We start from the raw sequence: 13,988 nt of genomic DNA, 5'->3' as shown, positions 1-13,988 counted from the left end.
CCAGCAAGGCGCGCAGCTGGGAAATACTTTGAATTCTGGATGACATGCTTAAAACCACATTCCAATATCGAATTTTCTTAAATTAGGGGACTGAATTCTTGATCACCGATTACTCAATAACCTTGGGCACCAAAAACAAACTTTTCTCGGCGGCCGGTGCGTTGACCATATTGGCAGTGCGATTGTCAGCCTCGGTCACTGCGTCTTCCCGAAGACGCAGGGCCACCGGCTGAATCAATGCAAGGGGGTGCGAGAGTGGCTCGACACCTTCGGTGTTTTCGCTGCTCAAACGATCGGCCAATTGCATAATATTGTTCAGTTGCTGCTCCAGGGCCTGGGCTTGCTCAGGCGCCAGCTTAAGGCGCGACAACGCTGCAATTTTCGCAATTTGTCCGGAATCCAGGGACATAAATTTTCTCCGCCGACCAGCAGGCCTGAGCATCGCTTCTAATTGATGCAAAAGCCGCTTGGTGAAAGTCTGTGTTGATCAAAGTCTGCTTATTTTATAGGTTATCATCGGTAGTTACGCCACTTGACAAGTGAAGTCCCATAAATAGTGGCGAACCGGACAACTTCTAGACAACTTTGAGCTTCGCGGGCTTGGCAGCTCTCCAACTACACAACACAGGTTAGAACATCACCATGTTTGGGTTTCTACGCAGCTACTTATCAAACGATTTGGCCATCGACTTGGGCACGGCCAACACGCTAATTTATGCCCGCACCAAAGGCATCGTTCTCGACGAGCCTTCCGTGGTTGCCATCCGGCAGGAAGGTGGCCCCAATGGCAAAAAAACCATCACTGCGGTTGGCCTGGAGGCCAAGCAAATGTTGGGTAAGGTGCCTGGCAATATCGAGGCCATCCGCCCCATGAAAGACGGCGTGATTGCCGACTTCACCGTGACTGAGCAAATGCTCAAGCAGTTCATCAAGATGGTTCATGAAAGCCGCCTGTTTTCACCCAGCCCCAGAATCATCATTTGCGTACCCTGTGGTTCTACTCAAGTAGAGCGCCGTGCCATTCGCGAAAGCGCGTTGGGCGCAGGTGCTTCTCAAGTTTACCTGATCGAGGAACCGATGGCAGCGGCAATTGGCGCCGGCCTTCCGGTCTCAGAGGCCTCAGGCTCAATGGTGGTCGACATTGGTGGTGGCACCACTGAAGTGGGCATTATTTCCCTGGGTGGCATGGTGTACGCAGGCAGTGTGCGCGTGGGTGGCGACAAGTTTGATGAAGCCATCATCAGCTATATTCGCCGCAACTACGGCATGATGATCGGTGAACCCACTGCGGAAGCCATCAAGAAACAAATTGGTTCGGCATTCCCCGGCTCGGAAGTAAAGGACATGGAAGTGACTGGCCGCAATTTGTCCGAGGGCATTCCGCGCCGTTTCACGATTTCTTCAAATGAAATTCTGGAAGCCTTGACAGAACCCCTGAACGCGATTGTGTCCGCGGTGAAGTCTGCTCTGGAACAAACACCTCCCGAATTGGGCGCCGACATCGCCGAACGCGGAATGATGCTGACCGGTGGCGGCGCATTGCTGCGCGACCTGGATCGCCTGCTGATGGAAGAAACCGGTTTGCCAGTGCATGTAGCTGAAGACCCGCTGACTTGCGTGGTTCGCGGTTGCGGCCTTGCGCTGGAACGCATGGACAAATTGGGCACCATTTTCACCAGTGAGTAAGTAACGTAAAACGGTTCGAACTCCGGCTTGTCACATAGCCCCTGCATTGAACCGGCTAAAAGCCTATGGAGTACACACCACCACCGTTGTTCAAACAAGGTCCATCCGCACGCGTGCGGCTGGCCTTTTTTGTCGCACTGTCGGTGGGTTTGCTGTTTCTTGACTCACGCTTTGCCGCGATGGAAGTAGTGCGCAAGGCGGTGGGCACCGTACTGTACCCTCTACAAAAAATTGCCAGTCTGCCCATTGAGTGGAGCCAGAGTGGGGTTGATTACCTGACTTCACTCAACACACTTCAATCTGAAAACAAAACCCTGATTCTCGAGCAGCTCCAAGACAAGCAACGTCTGCACGAACTCGAAACCTTGCGCCAGGAAAACGAAAAGCTGCGCAAACTCATGAATGTGGGCAACACACTGAAAGTAAAGCGCTCCATACTCAGCGAGATCGTCAGCGACGCGCGCGACCCGTTCTCACGCAAAATCATCATTGGCAAGGGTTTGATTCAGGGTGTGAAGGAAGGCATGCCGGTGATCGACGAATTGGGCTTGTTGGGCCAGGTGACCCGTGCATTTCCAAGCCGGGCCGAGGTCAGCCTGATCACCGACAAAGAACAGATTATCCCCGTTGAAAACCTGAGGAATGGCATTCGCAGCGTGGCTTATGGCGGGCTGGACGGCGGGCTGATTGAACTTCGCTTCATGGCCGCCAACGCCGACATTGAAAACAATGACCTGCTGGTGACATCGGGGCTTGACGGCGTATACCCCAGAGGAATTCCCGTGGCGAGGGTCATCCGGGTCGAACGAAATTCGCGTTATGCCTTTGCCAGTATTTTTTGTGAACCCATTGCCGGCGTAGAGCGACACCGGTTTGTGCTGGTGCTCGACACCTTCCGCGAAAAAATTGCAACCGACGTGCAGCCAGCCACCAGTGCACCCATGCCGGGGAATATTGCACCGAACACAGGATCGGCCAGCACACCCGCAACCAACGCAGCACCCGCCACCGCCCCCAATCCGAAAAACACCACGGAGGCTGGCAATGGCAATTAACCCGTTTGGCAACTCCGAAATTTTGCGTCCGGTGAACCCATGGTTCATCGCATTCTCTTTGCTTGCGGCGTTGCTGTTCAAGTTCATTCCTATCGACCGAAATTGGGTCACCCCTGATTTACTGGCTTTGGTGCTTGTGTTCTGGAATATTCGACAACCGCGACGAATCGGAATTGGCGTGGCCTGGTGCTTTGGCGCAGCAGTCGACGTGCATTCGGCCAGCGTGTTTGGTGAACATGCTTTGGCCTACACCCTGCTGTCTTACTTCGCAATTACCATTCACCGCCGGGTGATGTGGTTTTCCCCGATGATGCAAGCGGCCCATATTTTCCCGTTACTGCTGGCTGCCCAGGCGATCACGGTCGTGATTCGGGTGATGTTCGGTGGCAGCTTCCCGGGTGCCTGGGTTTTCGCGGAGAGCGTGCTAACAGCCGCCTTGTGGCCGCTGACACAGTTCTTGTTGCTGGCCCCACAAAAGCTTCCGGAAAACCGTGACAACGACCGCCCGATATGACCGAGTTTAACCACCCAGAACAAGCCATCAAACAGTTCCGGTTCCGGTTGTTTCTGGCCGGGCTCTTTGTGGTGCTGCTGTTTTTTGTGTTGATAGCGCGCTTGTTGTGGTTGCAGGTCATCAGCTACGAGAAGTACCAATCCAAAGCAGAAGACAACCGAATTACAATTGTTCCACTGGTGCCGAACCGGGGCCTGATTCTGGACCGCAATGGCGTGGTACTGGCCAACAATTACTCGGCCTACACGCTGGAAATCACGCCTTCGAAAATCGACAATCTGAACGAGATGATCGACGAGTTGGGCAAAATTGTAGAAATTTCAGCACTGGACCGCAGACGATTCAAAAAACTGCGCGCGGAATCCAAACGGTTTGAATCCATCCCGATTCGCACGCGCCTCACCGATGAAGAAGTCGCCCGTTTCGCGGTGCAAAGTTTCCGGTTCCCAGGCGTTGAAATTCGCGCACGCCTTTTCCGTCAGTACCCTTACGGTCCTCATGCCGCACACTTGCTGGGCTACATTGGTCGGATCTCTGCGCGTGATCAGGAACGAATCGAAGAACTGGACCAAACCAACAACTATCGGGGTACTGCCTACATTGGCAAAGACGGACTTGAGAAGCGCTATGAAACTGAGCTGCATGGGCGAACCGGCTTTGAAGAGGTAGAAACTTCCGCGGGCGGCCGAGCCGTGCGCGTGTTGTCGCGTTCACCTGCTGTACCTGGCGAAAACCTGATGCTGTCGATTGATATCCGCCTGCAAGAAGCGGCTGAGAAGGCACTGGAAGGCAAACGAGGCGCTCTGGTGGCAATCGACCCGCGCAATGGCGACATTCTGGCCATGGTGAGTGCGCCCAGTTTTGACCCCAACCTGTTTGTGGAAGGCATTGATTCCGAAAACTGGAAATTGCTCAATGAAAGCATTGACCGCCCACTGTTGAACCGCCCCTTGGCAGGCACCTACCCGCCCGGCTCCACTTTCAAACCATTCATGGCGCTGGCTGCATTGGAGCGGGGGTTCCGCACCGCATCGAGCACGCTGCGCGACCCCGGTTATTTTGATTTTGGCTCACGCCGATTCATGGACGACAAAATTGGCGGCCACGGCATGGTGGACATGTACAAATCAATTGCCGAGTCGTGCAACACCTACTACTACATGCTGGGCAGCGAGATGGGCATCGATATTATTTCGGAGTTCATGGGTCGCTTTGGTTTTGGCTCGCGCACCGGTATTGACCTGGATGGCGAACGCACGGGTGTACTTCCCTCTCGAGAATGGAAAGCAGGCGCCTTCAAGAAAGCCGAGGCGCAGCGTTGGTACTCGGGCGAAACCATTTCAGTGGCGATTGGGCAAGGCTACAACAACTACACCCCGCTACAATTGGCCCACGCAACAGCGGTGCTGGCCAGTGGCGGCATGAACGCGACACCTCGGCTGGTTCGGGCCTTCCAGAACCCGGTCAACGGCCAAGTGACCGAAAAACCACTGGAAGCTTTTAAACAGCTAAACTTGCAACAACGGCATGTGGACTCAGTCAAGTTGGGCATGCGAGGCGCGGTGCTGGAAGGCACAGCTCGCGGGGTTTTCAGGGACGTCAGCTACGAAGTGGCCGGCAAAACAGGAACAGCGCAGGTGTTTGGACTCAAGCAGGGCGAAACCTACAAAGACCGTGCAGCCTCGGCAGAGCGACTGCGAGACCACGGCTGGTTTATTGCATTTTCACCCATGGAACAACCGAGAATTGCCTTGGCCGCCATTGTAGAGAACGGTGGATTTGGCAGTCAGTCTGCGGCGCCTGCCATTAAAAAAGTGTTGGACACTTATTGGCAGATTGAAGCAGAGAACAACCCCTCCGTCGCATTGCCACTGTCTGAGACCCCCGAACCGGCAGCCAGCCAAACGACCAATCTGGAGCCACAGCCGTGAACCGAGCCCGTGCCATTCAGCGCGAACCCATTTGGCCACGCATCAAACCATTCCTGACCGTGTTTGATCCGGTGCTCAGTACGATTTTGCTGTCTTTGGTTGTGTTTGCCTTGATCACCCAGTACAGCGCTGCATTCGATTTCGAGGGTCGATTTATAGACCATTCGCGCAATTTGCTGATTGCATTCATGGTGATGTGGGTAACGGCTAACCTGAAACCCCAGTTTTTGATGCGAATCGCTGTGCCTCTGTACGTCGTTGGAGTCATTTTGCTGGTTGCTGTTGAATTGTTCGGCGACATTTCCAAAGGGGCGCAGCGTTGGCTAAACCTGGGTTTTATCCGGATCCAGCCCTCGGAAATCATGAAAATTTCCATGCCGCTGATGCTGGCCTGGTTTTTCCAGCAGCGGGAGAACGTATCTGGCTGGCGAGAATTCGCCGTGGCTTCAGTGATTTTGGCCATTCCGGGCATTTTGATTCTCAAACAACCCGACTTGGGAACTGCCCTGCTGGTGTTGGGCTCAGGCTTCTTTGTCATTTTCTTTGCAGGTTTGTCGTGGAAAGTGATCGCTTGGCTCACTGGCTTGTTTTTGGCCAGTCTTCCCCTGTTCTGGACATTAATGCACGACTACCAGCGCCAGCGGGTGCTCACCCTGCTGGACCCCACGCAAGACCCACTTGGCAAGGGGTTTCACATTATTCAATCCACCGTGGCAGTGGGCTCGGGTGGATTTACCGGCAAAGGTTTTTTGCAGGGTACCCAAACACACCTTGAATTTATTCCCGAACGCACGACAGACTTTATTTTTGCAGTACTCGCCGAGGAGTTTGGCTTGCTGGGCTGCCTGGTTCTGTTGACGCTCTACACCTGCCTGATTATTCGGGGCCTGGTGATTGCCGGCAATGCACCCACTTTGTTTTCACGCCTGATGGCCGGTGCCATGGCCTTGATTTTTTTCACCTATGCCTTTGTGAACATTGGTATGGTCAGCGGTATTTTGCCAGTGGTTGGAGTTCCCCTGCCACTGATGAGCTACGGCGGTACGGCCATGGTTACGCTGGGAATGGGTGCGGGTATTTTGATGAGTATTCAAAACACCAAAAAGCTGATTCAAACCTGAAGGCCGTGCCATGATTGACGCGAGCAAAGCCTGGTTGCAAAACACCCTGCCAGTGCAATTTCAACCATTTGTCAGCCGCTGGAGGGACGATACCTGCGCGATGGCGCAGCAATTTACCCCGTGGTTGCTCAATGGCGAGCACTTGGGCCATTGGGACACCCAACACCAGCAAACCTTTGAGAAGGTATTCAACGCGGCGGGCTTGACCTGCACAGTCACCAGCCTGGGTATTGAGTGTACCCACACCTCCGGGCCACAAGCACTGAGCGCCAAACTGGCGAGCGCTGGCAACATGCTGAAAGCCATGGGCTTGGTGCCTGGCTGGCGGCATGAAGAGCAACTGGTGATGAATTCACTGGGTGAAGTATTGGCCACCGCTGAGCGGGCCTTGTTCAAAACGCTTGGATTTCGCAGCCGCGCCGTGCATGTGCATGTTGAGAATCACAAAGGTTGCGTGTGGACCGGCGTGCGCGCCATGAGCAAGCACGAGAATCCCGGCATGCTTGACAACCTGGCTGCGGGCGGTATTGCCAGCGCAGAGAGCCTAGACAGCACCCTATGGCGTGAACTAAACGAGGAAGCAGGGTTGAATTCAGACGATTTTGCATGGATTGAACCGTTGCCCCCCCATGAACTGGTGTTAAGCCGCCCCTTGCTGTATGGTGGCTGGCATCACGAAACAGTCATGCTGTTTCGGGGCCAGTTGAAGCAGGGGCGTCGACCCCGGAATCGCGATGGCGAAGTAGGCGCATTCCAGTTAATGACAAGCGAGGCCTGCATTGAAGCAATCAATGACTGGCAATTCACCCCCGATGCCGCCTTGTGCTGCGCATTGGCACTGGCCACCGCCAAATAAATACGAAAGGAATACATATGTTGTTGGGTTTGAAGGGCGCTACGTACCGCATTGGTACCACCGTGCTGCTGGATCAGGTTGATTTTTCAATTGAAGAGCGTGAACGCGTGGCCTTGGTGGGCCGAAACGGCACGGGCAAAAGTACCTTGTTTCGCATTTTGACCGGGGAAACCACACCCGAAGACGGCCTGGTGATCAAACAGGACGGCCTGCGCATGACTTGCCTTGAACAGGCCGTGCCACAGGAACACGACGACACCATTTTTGATGTGGTGGCACAAGGCTTCGGTACCTTGGGCAAACACATCAGCATCAGCCGCACACTGGGTCCGCTGGATCATGATTCTTTGACACCCGCACAGGCCAAAGTGCTTGAAGAGGCACAACATGAATTGGGCGAGCACCATGGATGGCATCTGGAAAGCGAAGTAGATCAAATGCTTTCCCGCATGAAGTTGCCTGCGGACTTGCCCTTTGCCAAATTATCAGGCGGCATGAAGCGCAAGGTCATGTTGGCCAAGGCCATGGTCAGCAACCCGGATGTGCTGTTGCTGGATGAGCCCACCAACCACCTCGACATTCCCAGCATTGAATTGCTGGAGGAACAGATTCGTCAATTCAAAGGGGCTGTTATTTTTGTAAGTCACGATCGGTCCTTCATGCGCAAACTGGCCACTCGTGTTTGTGACCTTGATCGCGGCATGCTGAAAAGCTGGTCGGGCGGCTACGAAGGTTTTTTGAAAGGCAAGGCCGAATTTTTGCATGCCCAGGAAAAAGCCAACGCACTGTTTGATAAAAAACTGGCCGAGGAAGAAGTGTGGATTCGTCGTGGGATTGAGGCACGACGCACCCGTAACGAAGGCCGGGTGCGCGCATTGATGGAAATGCGCAAACAGTTTTCCGACCGACGCAATGTAGTGGGCAGCGCAAAGGTCCAAGTGCAAGAGGCTGAGCGCAGCGGCAAAGTAGTCGCTGAGCTGACCGACATTAACAAACAGTTGGGTGACTTGCCAATTTTGCGCAACTTCACCAACACCATTTTGCGCGGTGAAAAAATAGGTTTTCTGGGCCCCAACGGCATTGGCAAAACCACTGCACTGAAAGTGTTGCTGGGACAATTGCCACCCGATTCAGGCCACATCAAGTTGGGCACCAAACTTGAAATTGCCTACTTCGACCAGTTGCGCAGCCAGTTCAATGAAGAAGACACTGCGGTTGAAATCATTGGTGCCGGCAAGGAATTCATTACCATCGATGGACAGGCCAAGCATGTGATCGGCTATCTGCAAGACTTTCTGTTCACACCCGACCGGGCACGCCAACCGGTGCGTAGTTTGTCGGGTGGTGAACGAGCAAGGCTGATTCTGGCCCAGTTGTTTTCAACACCCTCGAACGTCATGGTGCTGGACGAACCCACCAACGACCTGGACATTGAGACTCTGGAATTGCTGGAAGAAAAGTTGATGGCTTACCAGGGAACACTGATTTTGGTAAGTCACGACCGGGAATTTTTAAACCAGATCGTGACCCGTTGCCTGGTGTTTGAAGGCAATGGCGTAGTGGGCGATTACGTGGGTGGTTATGACGATTGGTTGCGCCAACGCACCACCGACCCCTGGGCCAATGTGGGCAAGGCCAACACGCCCAATGCTGCACCACCTGCTCCACCCGCCGTTGCGCAACCAACAGTTACAGCTACTGCACCAACACCTGTGAAGAAGACTAAAAAACTGGGTTACAAAGAGCAACGTGAACTCGAAATGCTGCCCGCGCTAATCGAGAAACTGGAAACAGAACAGGAAGCACTGGTGGCAAAAATTGGTGACCCTGATTTTTATCAGCAAGAGGCCAGTATGGTGACAGCGGCACAAACCCGCATGATTGAGCTGGAAAATGAACTGCTGGCAGCTTATGCCCGCTGGGAAGAACTGGACGGCTAGGGACGAATTCGGCTGGGTTGCCCCTGAACAGTCAACTCCATACCCAAAGACTCCCACACCTCGTTGGCCTCTTTGAAAGCCTTGGCCAGTTGAAGCCGCATGCCATAGAACAGCTTGAGCTCGGGCAAGGTGCTGGCATGGTCCGGCACCCTGGCCTCCAGTAAGCTGCGCGCAGTTTCTTCGCTGGCGATGTGAAAACTTCCATGTACCACGCGGCCGCCAGTCAGGCGCCGCACTTCCCAAGTAAAACTTTGCCCCCACTCAAATTTGGCAGCAGGCGGCAAACTGACATACTCACTTTCCAGGGGCTCAACCCAAAAACGCTTGCCTCTGGAATCAAATATCATCAAGTTCCCTTCCCGAGGCAAGTCGCCCCGGAACACAAATTCGGGAGTTCGGGTCAAGAGCAGTGAACCGTCTATGGGTTGCAGAACGCGAAGAGGATTTGCCTCAGAGGCATCCTCTTTCTCGGCTTTGTCTCTTTTGGGAAGCGGCACACCGCGCGGACGAGCGTACAGGTTGATCCATTGATCAATTAAATCGAGGTGGGCTTGCTCCACCGGAAACACTTTTACGGCCGGCCCGCTCAACACGCGAACAGTATCGGCAATTACCTTGAGCCGGGCAGGTCCGTTGTAAACCCTTCGATTGCCGGTATTCAAGATCAACACGGAGAATCGCTGACCTTTGGGCACTGCAATGGTGTGTCCATGCAACAGACGCTGGGTGGGAAGAGCACTGTATTTTTGCCCTTTCGGATTGGTGACAACCACCTTGTCCGTGGCGGCCAGGACAAAGACAACAGGCTCACTGGCCTGCACGCCACCGGTGAATAACAGGCTCAGCAGAAAAAACCACTTCAACCTCACTTTTAATACCACCCCACCAACGACAAACCAAGCCCCAGGTAATCCGACTTGTAATTGTAATCAATCAGGCTTTCACCATAGCCGGTGAAGTATTGCAAGTGTCCGCGCAAGTTGCTGGTCAGCGGGAATGCCCAGTCAAACTGAACCGCGCCCCGGGACTCGTCGCCGCCGCGAAAGTTGTGGCGGGTCAGTAGCGAATATTCATGGCCGTTGTGTTTATGAACCAGCAACATGTCGCCACGACCCATGAAATCGCTGATATCCGGGTTGTCATCTTCAGCGGCATCTTCAGCAATACGCAACCAGGGCCTGAATTGAACCATGGTGTTTTCTCGCTCAAAGCCGACCATTCCGATCAGACGGTTCCAGGATCGCGACAGTGGCAAAGCCCGCCCGTTGGACTGGTGATTCAGGCTCACGCCCAACAAGCGCGGCTCCCAGCCAGTGGCTTCCCTGAACTCGCTCCAACTGGAGCGCCAGGTGAAAATCAATTCCGGCTCATAATTGGTCTCCCGAAACGGGCGGGAAATATCCTGATTCATGACTTGCCATCGACTCGACTGCGTGTAGCCAAACCACAGGTCGCCATTGTCGCCAAACATGTTTTCCATCACCTTGGTTTTCAGGCTGAGCTGAAACTTCAGTTCGTTGCGGTCCAGATTCTCGGGGGCGTCACCCGGCTGCACCGTGTTGGCGGGGTTTGGGCTGGTGGGGCGAATATTCGGTGACTTGTTGTGATACACCGGCAACAGGTAAACCGGCTGATAAGGGCGAATGGAAAAGGTACCCCGTTTGGCTGACGGTGCCAGTTCCCAGCGACGATCAAGCCAACTCAAGGTGGTGTCTTCGCTGCGTTTGTACAACAACAGCCCCCCATCGATTGCAGCAGCTGCTTCAGGGGCCGAACCATCTTTGACCACAAGGCTTCTGCCTGTGGCATCATCGAAGCAACGCAAGCGAAGTTGATCGTCCTCAAGAAAAAGACAAGCTCGAAGCGCTTCTTCGTCCAGAGTTTTGTTTTGAATGTCTTGGGCATGGGCCCAACCGCCCAAGCCGAAAAGGCCCAGCACAACAAGTAGGGTTTTGTTCATAATGGCTTACTGCATCAAGCTTGATTGGCTAGATACTCTCACATTTGGTTACAATTCTTAAATGGTTTCATTCCGCTTCAAAAAATCGTCAGCAAACAAAGACACTTCCACCAGTGGGCAAGGTCGCGAGTTCACCATTGACGAACTTGCGCGCACCGCCAACACAACAGTTCGCAATGTGCGTGCCTACCAGGACCGGGGGTTGCTGGCCCCGCCCGAGAAACGCGGGCGCGTCGGTTTTTACAACGAAGACCATTTATCACGGCTCAAGCTTATTGGGCAAATGTTGGGGCGCGGTTACACCCTGAGCAACATTCAGGAAATGCTGGACGCAATCGACAAGGGTTACGACCTTCGCCAGCTGCTGGGTTTAACGCATGCAATTACCAGCCCGTGGACAGATGAAATCCCGAAGAACTACAACCCGGTGCATTTGGCGACCATGTTTGGTACTAGCCTCAGCCGTGGTGCCTTGGCCAAAACCATTGAGCTAGGTTTGCTGGAACCCGATGGCTTGCGTTACCGTGCGCCAAGCCCGAAAATTCTGCACGCTGGCGCGGAAATGGCCAGCGCCGGCCTGCCTTTGCTGGACCTGCTGGATCTGATTGCATCGCTGCGTGGCCATCTTGAAAGCTTCTGTGACCAAGCCGTTTCACTGTTTGTGAAAGAACTGGATCAATACGGTGACAATTTGCCTCCAAAGGAAGAATTGCCAAGGCTTGCTCAATTGATCTGGAAAATTCGTCCTCTGGCGATGACAGCCATTGAATCGGAAGTGTCTCGCGCCCTACAAAAATCGGCCAGCAAATTTGTGGATGAACGCATTGTGGGATTGATCGACAAAATGGCCGAGGAAATGCCAAACAATCCTGCCTTTCAACCCACGGGCTGGGTACCACCTGACGCAACGACCCCAGGCGAGGACAAGAAGTAAACCCGTTGTTTACAACAATAACAACAGGCGATTGCCTTGCTGGTTTTGACTGGCCTGGTATACGAAGCGTTGTGACACCATGCGCATGAATGCCAAACCCATCCCCCCCTCGGGCAAGTCGCCCAAGCTAAGGTCATCTTGGAATGAATGTTCATGGTGCATTTTACCGAGCACATGGGCGGGGATACGGCTACCCCAGTCCTCGATCAACACACCGACGCCGTGCTGAAAAGCCAGTACGGTGAGCCGCACAGGCTCGGGACGTTTGTCTTTAAAACCGTGCAGCATCACATTGGTCAGGGCTTCAGACACCACCAAATCGGTGTTGTAACAAACCTCCTCGGTGTAAGCCAGCTCTTCTACAAAGGTACGGACCGCGCGGCTCAACACGCCAATGTTGACGGTGTCGGCCACTGCACTGAATGCGGTGTAATTTAAAAACTCACCCAATTTAAATGCCTGCTCGTGAGATGAAAACTCGTCTTGCAGGGTCAAGCCTGTCTGCACGAACTCATCAACCAACTCGGACACTTGGGCTGAGGACAAATCAAGGCGTTGAACTTCAAAGCTCTCGCGCCACTGAATACCCAGCAAACACAAGTCGCCCCCGGTGCTGTCTTCCTTGCGACCGGAATCGAGTAATCTCGAAAACTCGCGAGTCAGCACATAGCCTTGGGTGTCATCCAGCAAGACGGATTGTTGCCATACCTGTGAATGAGGTACCCCCAGAGTGTGGGCGCATTCCCGCGGATAAAAATAAAGTCGGCTACCAGGAGCAATCACACCCTGATAAATAACCTGCCCTACACCAGGTGCTTGGCCATGCTCGCCTTGCATACCCAAAAATGCGGGTGCCAAGCCAGGCTGGGCCATGACCATGGACCACTCACCAATACCCGCGACCAACAAGGTGCCCTGATCCAGATTGATCAAACCGTACAGCAGATCGAACTGGGGAGGCTCGTCCTTTAGGGAGGGGGAAATGCTCGACAACTGGGCTAGAACCTGCTCCGGGCTGGCCAGGTAACGTCGAATTTTCGAACTGGTCTCCTCCACGGGAAACAAGACTCGAGTGGCCCGCGCCATGGAGAACCACCTCGCCAGCGCCATGGTCTGCAAGGCGGTGGCCGTGTCCTGGCCCGCCATGTTCAACATGAAAAAACCATGCTCATTGGCCTGGGTTTCGAGCAGACCCATTTGTTTGCCGCACACATAGCCCTGCGGTTGATAAATGGTCTGAATGGCGAATGGCCAGGGTTCTTGTTTACTTTTAGGCAACAAGGCCCGCTGAATGCGCGACACTTCTCGCATGTCACGCTGCAACGCTTCATACAGTTGGCTGAGTTCGGTGTGTCTGCGCTCTAGCCCCATGTGCAAATCTGCAATCCGCTCGGCGGTTTTCAAACGCACTTTCAGCTCGCCTGGATTGACCGGCTTGGTCATGAAATCATCCGCCCCCACGCGCAGGCTGTTCAGCAGATCGTCGCGACTGGCGTAGCCAGTGATCATGATGATATAGGTGTAGGCGTTTTGCTTTTGAGCCCGCACTTGCTCGCACAACTCAATGCCGCTCATGCCAGGCATGTCCCAGTCGGTGAGCACAAAGTCGGGCTGGTGTTTTTCAATCAGGGTCAAAGCCTCATGGCCATTTTTTGCAGCATGAACGGTGTAGCCCCAGCTGTGCAGCATGGCCTCAAAAATTCTCAAAAAGCTGCGGGAATCGTCAACGATGACAATTGACTTCCCGGCTTTCGCGGGCACAGAGACAGGCTGACTGTTCTGAATTTCCTGAAGACGAAACACCAGTTCGGGCACCTGCCGGTCCGCATCCACCACATCACTCTGGTCCAACACCCCGGGGCGAGGCGCGAGCATCAGGATAGACACGTCGTCCTCAAAACCTTTTTGCTCGATGACCGAGCCGCCCCAACGTTGAACGCGCATTTGAATGCGCTCAGGCAAATCGGACCAACGCCCCTGAGCGCCTTGCT

At 54.0% G+C, this 13,988-nt stretch carries 12 protein-coding genes; 8 read left to right on the top strand and 4 right to left on the bottom strand.

The annotated features are described in order from the left end of the window. Positions 1-109: 109 nt before the first annotated feature. Positions 110-409: an Asp-tRNA(Asn)/Glu-tRNA(Gln) amidotransferase subunit GatC gene (gatC, locus tag A0129_RS14370; RefSeq protein ID WP_291716061.1), complete on the bottom strand. Its 300-nt coding sequence runs from the start codon at positions 407-409 to the stop codon at positions 110-112. 233 nt (positions 410-642) lie between these two features. Between gatC and A0129_RS14365 the strand changes: the two genes are divergently transcribed. From A0129_RS14365 to A0129_RS14335, 7 genes are all read left to right on the top strand, one after another. Continuing rightward, positions 643-1,686, top strand: coding sequence for a rod shape-determining protein (locus A0129_RS14365; RefSeq protein WP_008248080.1), 1,044 nt, complete (start codon positions 643-645; stop codon positions 1,684-1,686). Positions 1,687-1,751: 65 nt separating this feature from the next. After that, the gene (gene mreC / locus A0129_RS14360) at positions 1,752-2,741 is read left to right on the top strand and encodes a rod shape-determining protein MreC (protein WP_291716058.1); all 990 of its coding nucleotides are present in this window, start codon (positions 1,752-1,754) and stop codon (positions 2,739-2,741) included. After that, positions 2,731-3,255, top strand: coding sequence for a rod shape-determining protein MreD (gene mreD, locus A0129_RS14355; RefSeq protein ID WP_291716056.1), 525 nt, complete (start codon positions 2,731-2,733; stop codon positions 3,253-3,255). Before mreC ends, mreD begins: the two co-directional genes overlap by 11 nt. Continuing rightward, positions 3,252-5,186, top strand: coding sequence for a penicillin-binding protein 2 (gene mrdA, locus A0129_RS14350; RefSeq protein ID WP_291716054.1), 1,935 nt, complete (start codon positions 3,252-3,254; stop codon positions 5,184-5,186). The genes mreD and mrdA overlap by 4 nt, the downstream gene beginning before the upstream one ends. After that, entirely contained in the window at positions 5,183-6,307 is a 1,125-nt protein-coding gene (gene rodA, locus A0129_RS14345) for a rod shape-determining protein RodA (protein WP_291716052.1), read from the top strand. Before mrdA ends, rodA begins: the two co-directional genes overlap by 4 nt. A 10-nt stretch (positions 6,308-6,317) precedes the next feature. Beyond that, positions 6,318-7,163, top strand: coding sequence for an NUDIX domain-containing protein (locus A0129_RS14340; protein WP_291716051.1), 846 nt, complete (start codon positions 6,318-6,320; stop codon positions 7,161-7,163). 17 nt (positions 7,164-7,180) lie between these two features. Next, positions 7,181-9,103 carry an ATP-binding cassette domain-containing protein gene (locus A0129_RS14335; RefSeq protein ID WP_291716048.1) on the top strand — a complete coding sequence of 641 codons (1,923 nt, stop codon included), beginning with the start codon at positions 7,181-7,183 and terminating at the stop codon, positions 9,101-9,103. Here A0129_RS14335 and A0129_RS14330 read toward each other — a convergent pair. Both A0129_RS14330 and A0129_RS14325 read right to left on the bottom strand, forming a co-directional pair. After that, positions 9,100-9,972 carry a hypothetical protein gene (locus A0129_RS14330; protein WP_291716046.1) on the bottom strand — a complete coding sequence of 291 codons (873 nt, stop codon included), beginning with the start codon at positions 9,970-9,972 and terminating at the stop codon, positions 9,100-9,102. The two genes, A0129_RS14335 and A0129_RS14330, sit on opposite strands and share 4 nt — an antisense overlap. Positions 9,973-9,974: 2 nt before the next feature. After that, a complete protein-coding gene (locus tag A0129_RS14325; RefSeq protein ID WP_291716044.1) occupies positions 9,975-11,063 on the bottom strand; it encodes a phospholipase A in 1,089 nt (362 codons plus the stop codon). A 61-nt stretch (positions 11,064-11,124) separates the two neighbouring features. Here A0129_RS14325 and A0129_RS14320 point away from each other — a divergent pair, with 61 nt between their 5' ends. Further along, positions 11,125-11,997 carry a MerR family transcriptional regulator gene (locus A0129_RS14320; protein WP_291716043.1) on the top strand — a complete coding sequence of 291 codons (873 nt, stop codon included), beginning with the start codon at positions 11,125-11,127 and terminating at the stop codon, positions 11,995-11,997. 9 nt (positions 11,998-12,006) lie between these two features. Here the strand turns inward: A0129_RS14320 and A0129_RS14315 are convergent. Then, the coding region (locus A0129_RS14315; RefSeq protein WP_291716041.1) for a response regulator at positions 12,007-13,988 on the bottom strand (1,982 nt) is incomplete at its 5' end.

It is taken from the genome of Limnobacter sp. CACIAM 66H1 (assembly GCF_001601825.1).
In the GTDB taxonomy this organism is placed as follows: Bacteria; Pseudomonadota; Gammaproteobacteria; order Burkholderiales; family Burkholderiaceae_B; genus Limnobacter.
Note: the sequence above shows the minus strand (reverse complement) of the source record. Positions and strands in the feature narration are given on the sequence as shown.

What these genes read in the sequence shown, in the direction of transcription:
- A0129_RS14335 (WP_291716048.1), top strand. Translation starts at nt 7,181, where the DNA reads ATGTTGTTGGGTTTGAAGGGCGCTACGTACCGCATTGGTACCACCGTG.
- A0129_RS14320 (WP_291716043.1), top strand. Translation starts at nt 11,125, where the DNA reads ATGGTTTCATTCCGCTTCAAAAAATCGTCAGCAAACAAAGACACTTCC.
- mreD (WP_291716056.1), top strand. Translation starts at nt 2,731, where the DNA reads ATGGCAATTAACCCGTTTGGCAACTCCGAAATTTTGCGTCCGGTGAAC.
- A0129_RS14365 (WP_008248080.1), top strand. Translation starts at nt 643, where the DNA reads ATGTTTGGGTTTCTACGCAGCTACTTATCAAACGATTTGGCCATCGAC.
- A0129_RS14325 (WP_291716044.1), bottom strand. Translation starts at nt 11,063, where the DNA reads ATGAACAAAACCCTACTTGTTGTGCTGGGCCTTTTCGGCTTGGGCGGT.
- A0129_RS14340 (WP_291716051.1), top strand. Translation starts at nt 6,318, where the DNA reads ATGATTGACGCGAGCAAAGCCTGGTTGCAAAACACCCTGCCAGTGCAA.
- mrdA (WP_291716054.1), top strand. Translation starts at nt 3,252, where the DNA reads ATGACCGAGTTTAACCACCCAGAACAAGCCATCAAACAGTTCCGGTTC.
- mreC (WP_291716058.1), top strand. Translation starts at nt 1,752, where the DNA reads ATGGAGTACACACCACCACCGTTGTTCAAACAAGGTCCATCCGCACGC.
- gatC (WP_291716061.1), bottom strand. Translation starts at nt 409, where the DNA reads ATGTCCCTGGATTCCGGACAAATTGCGAAAATTGCAGCGTTGTCGCGC.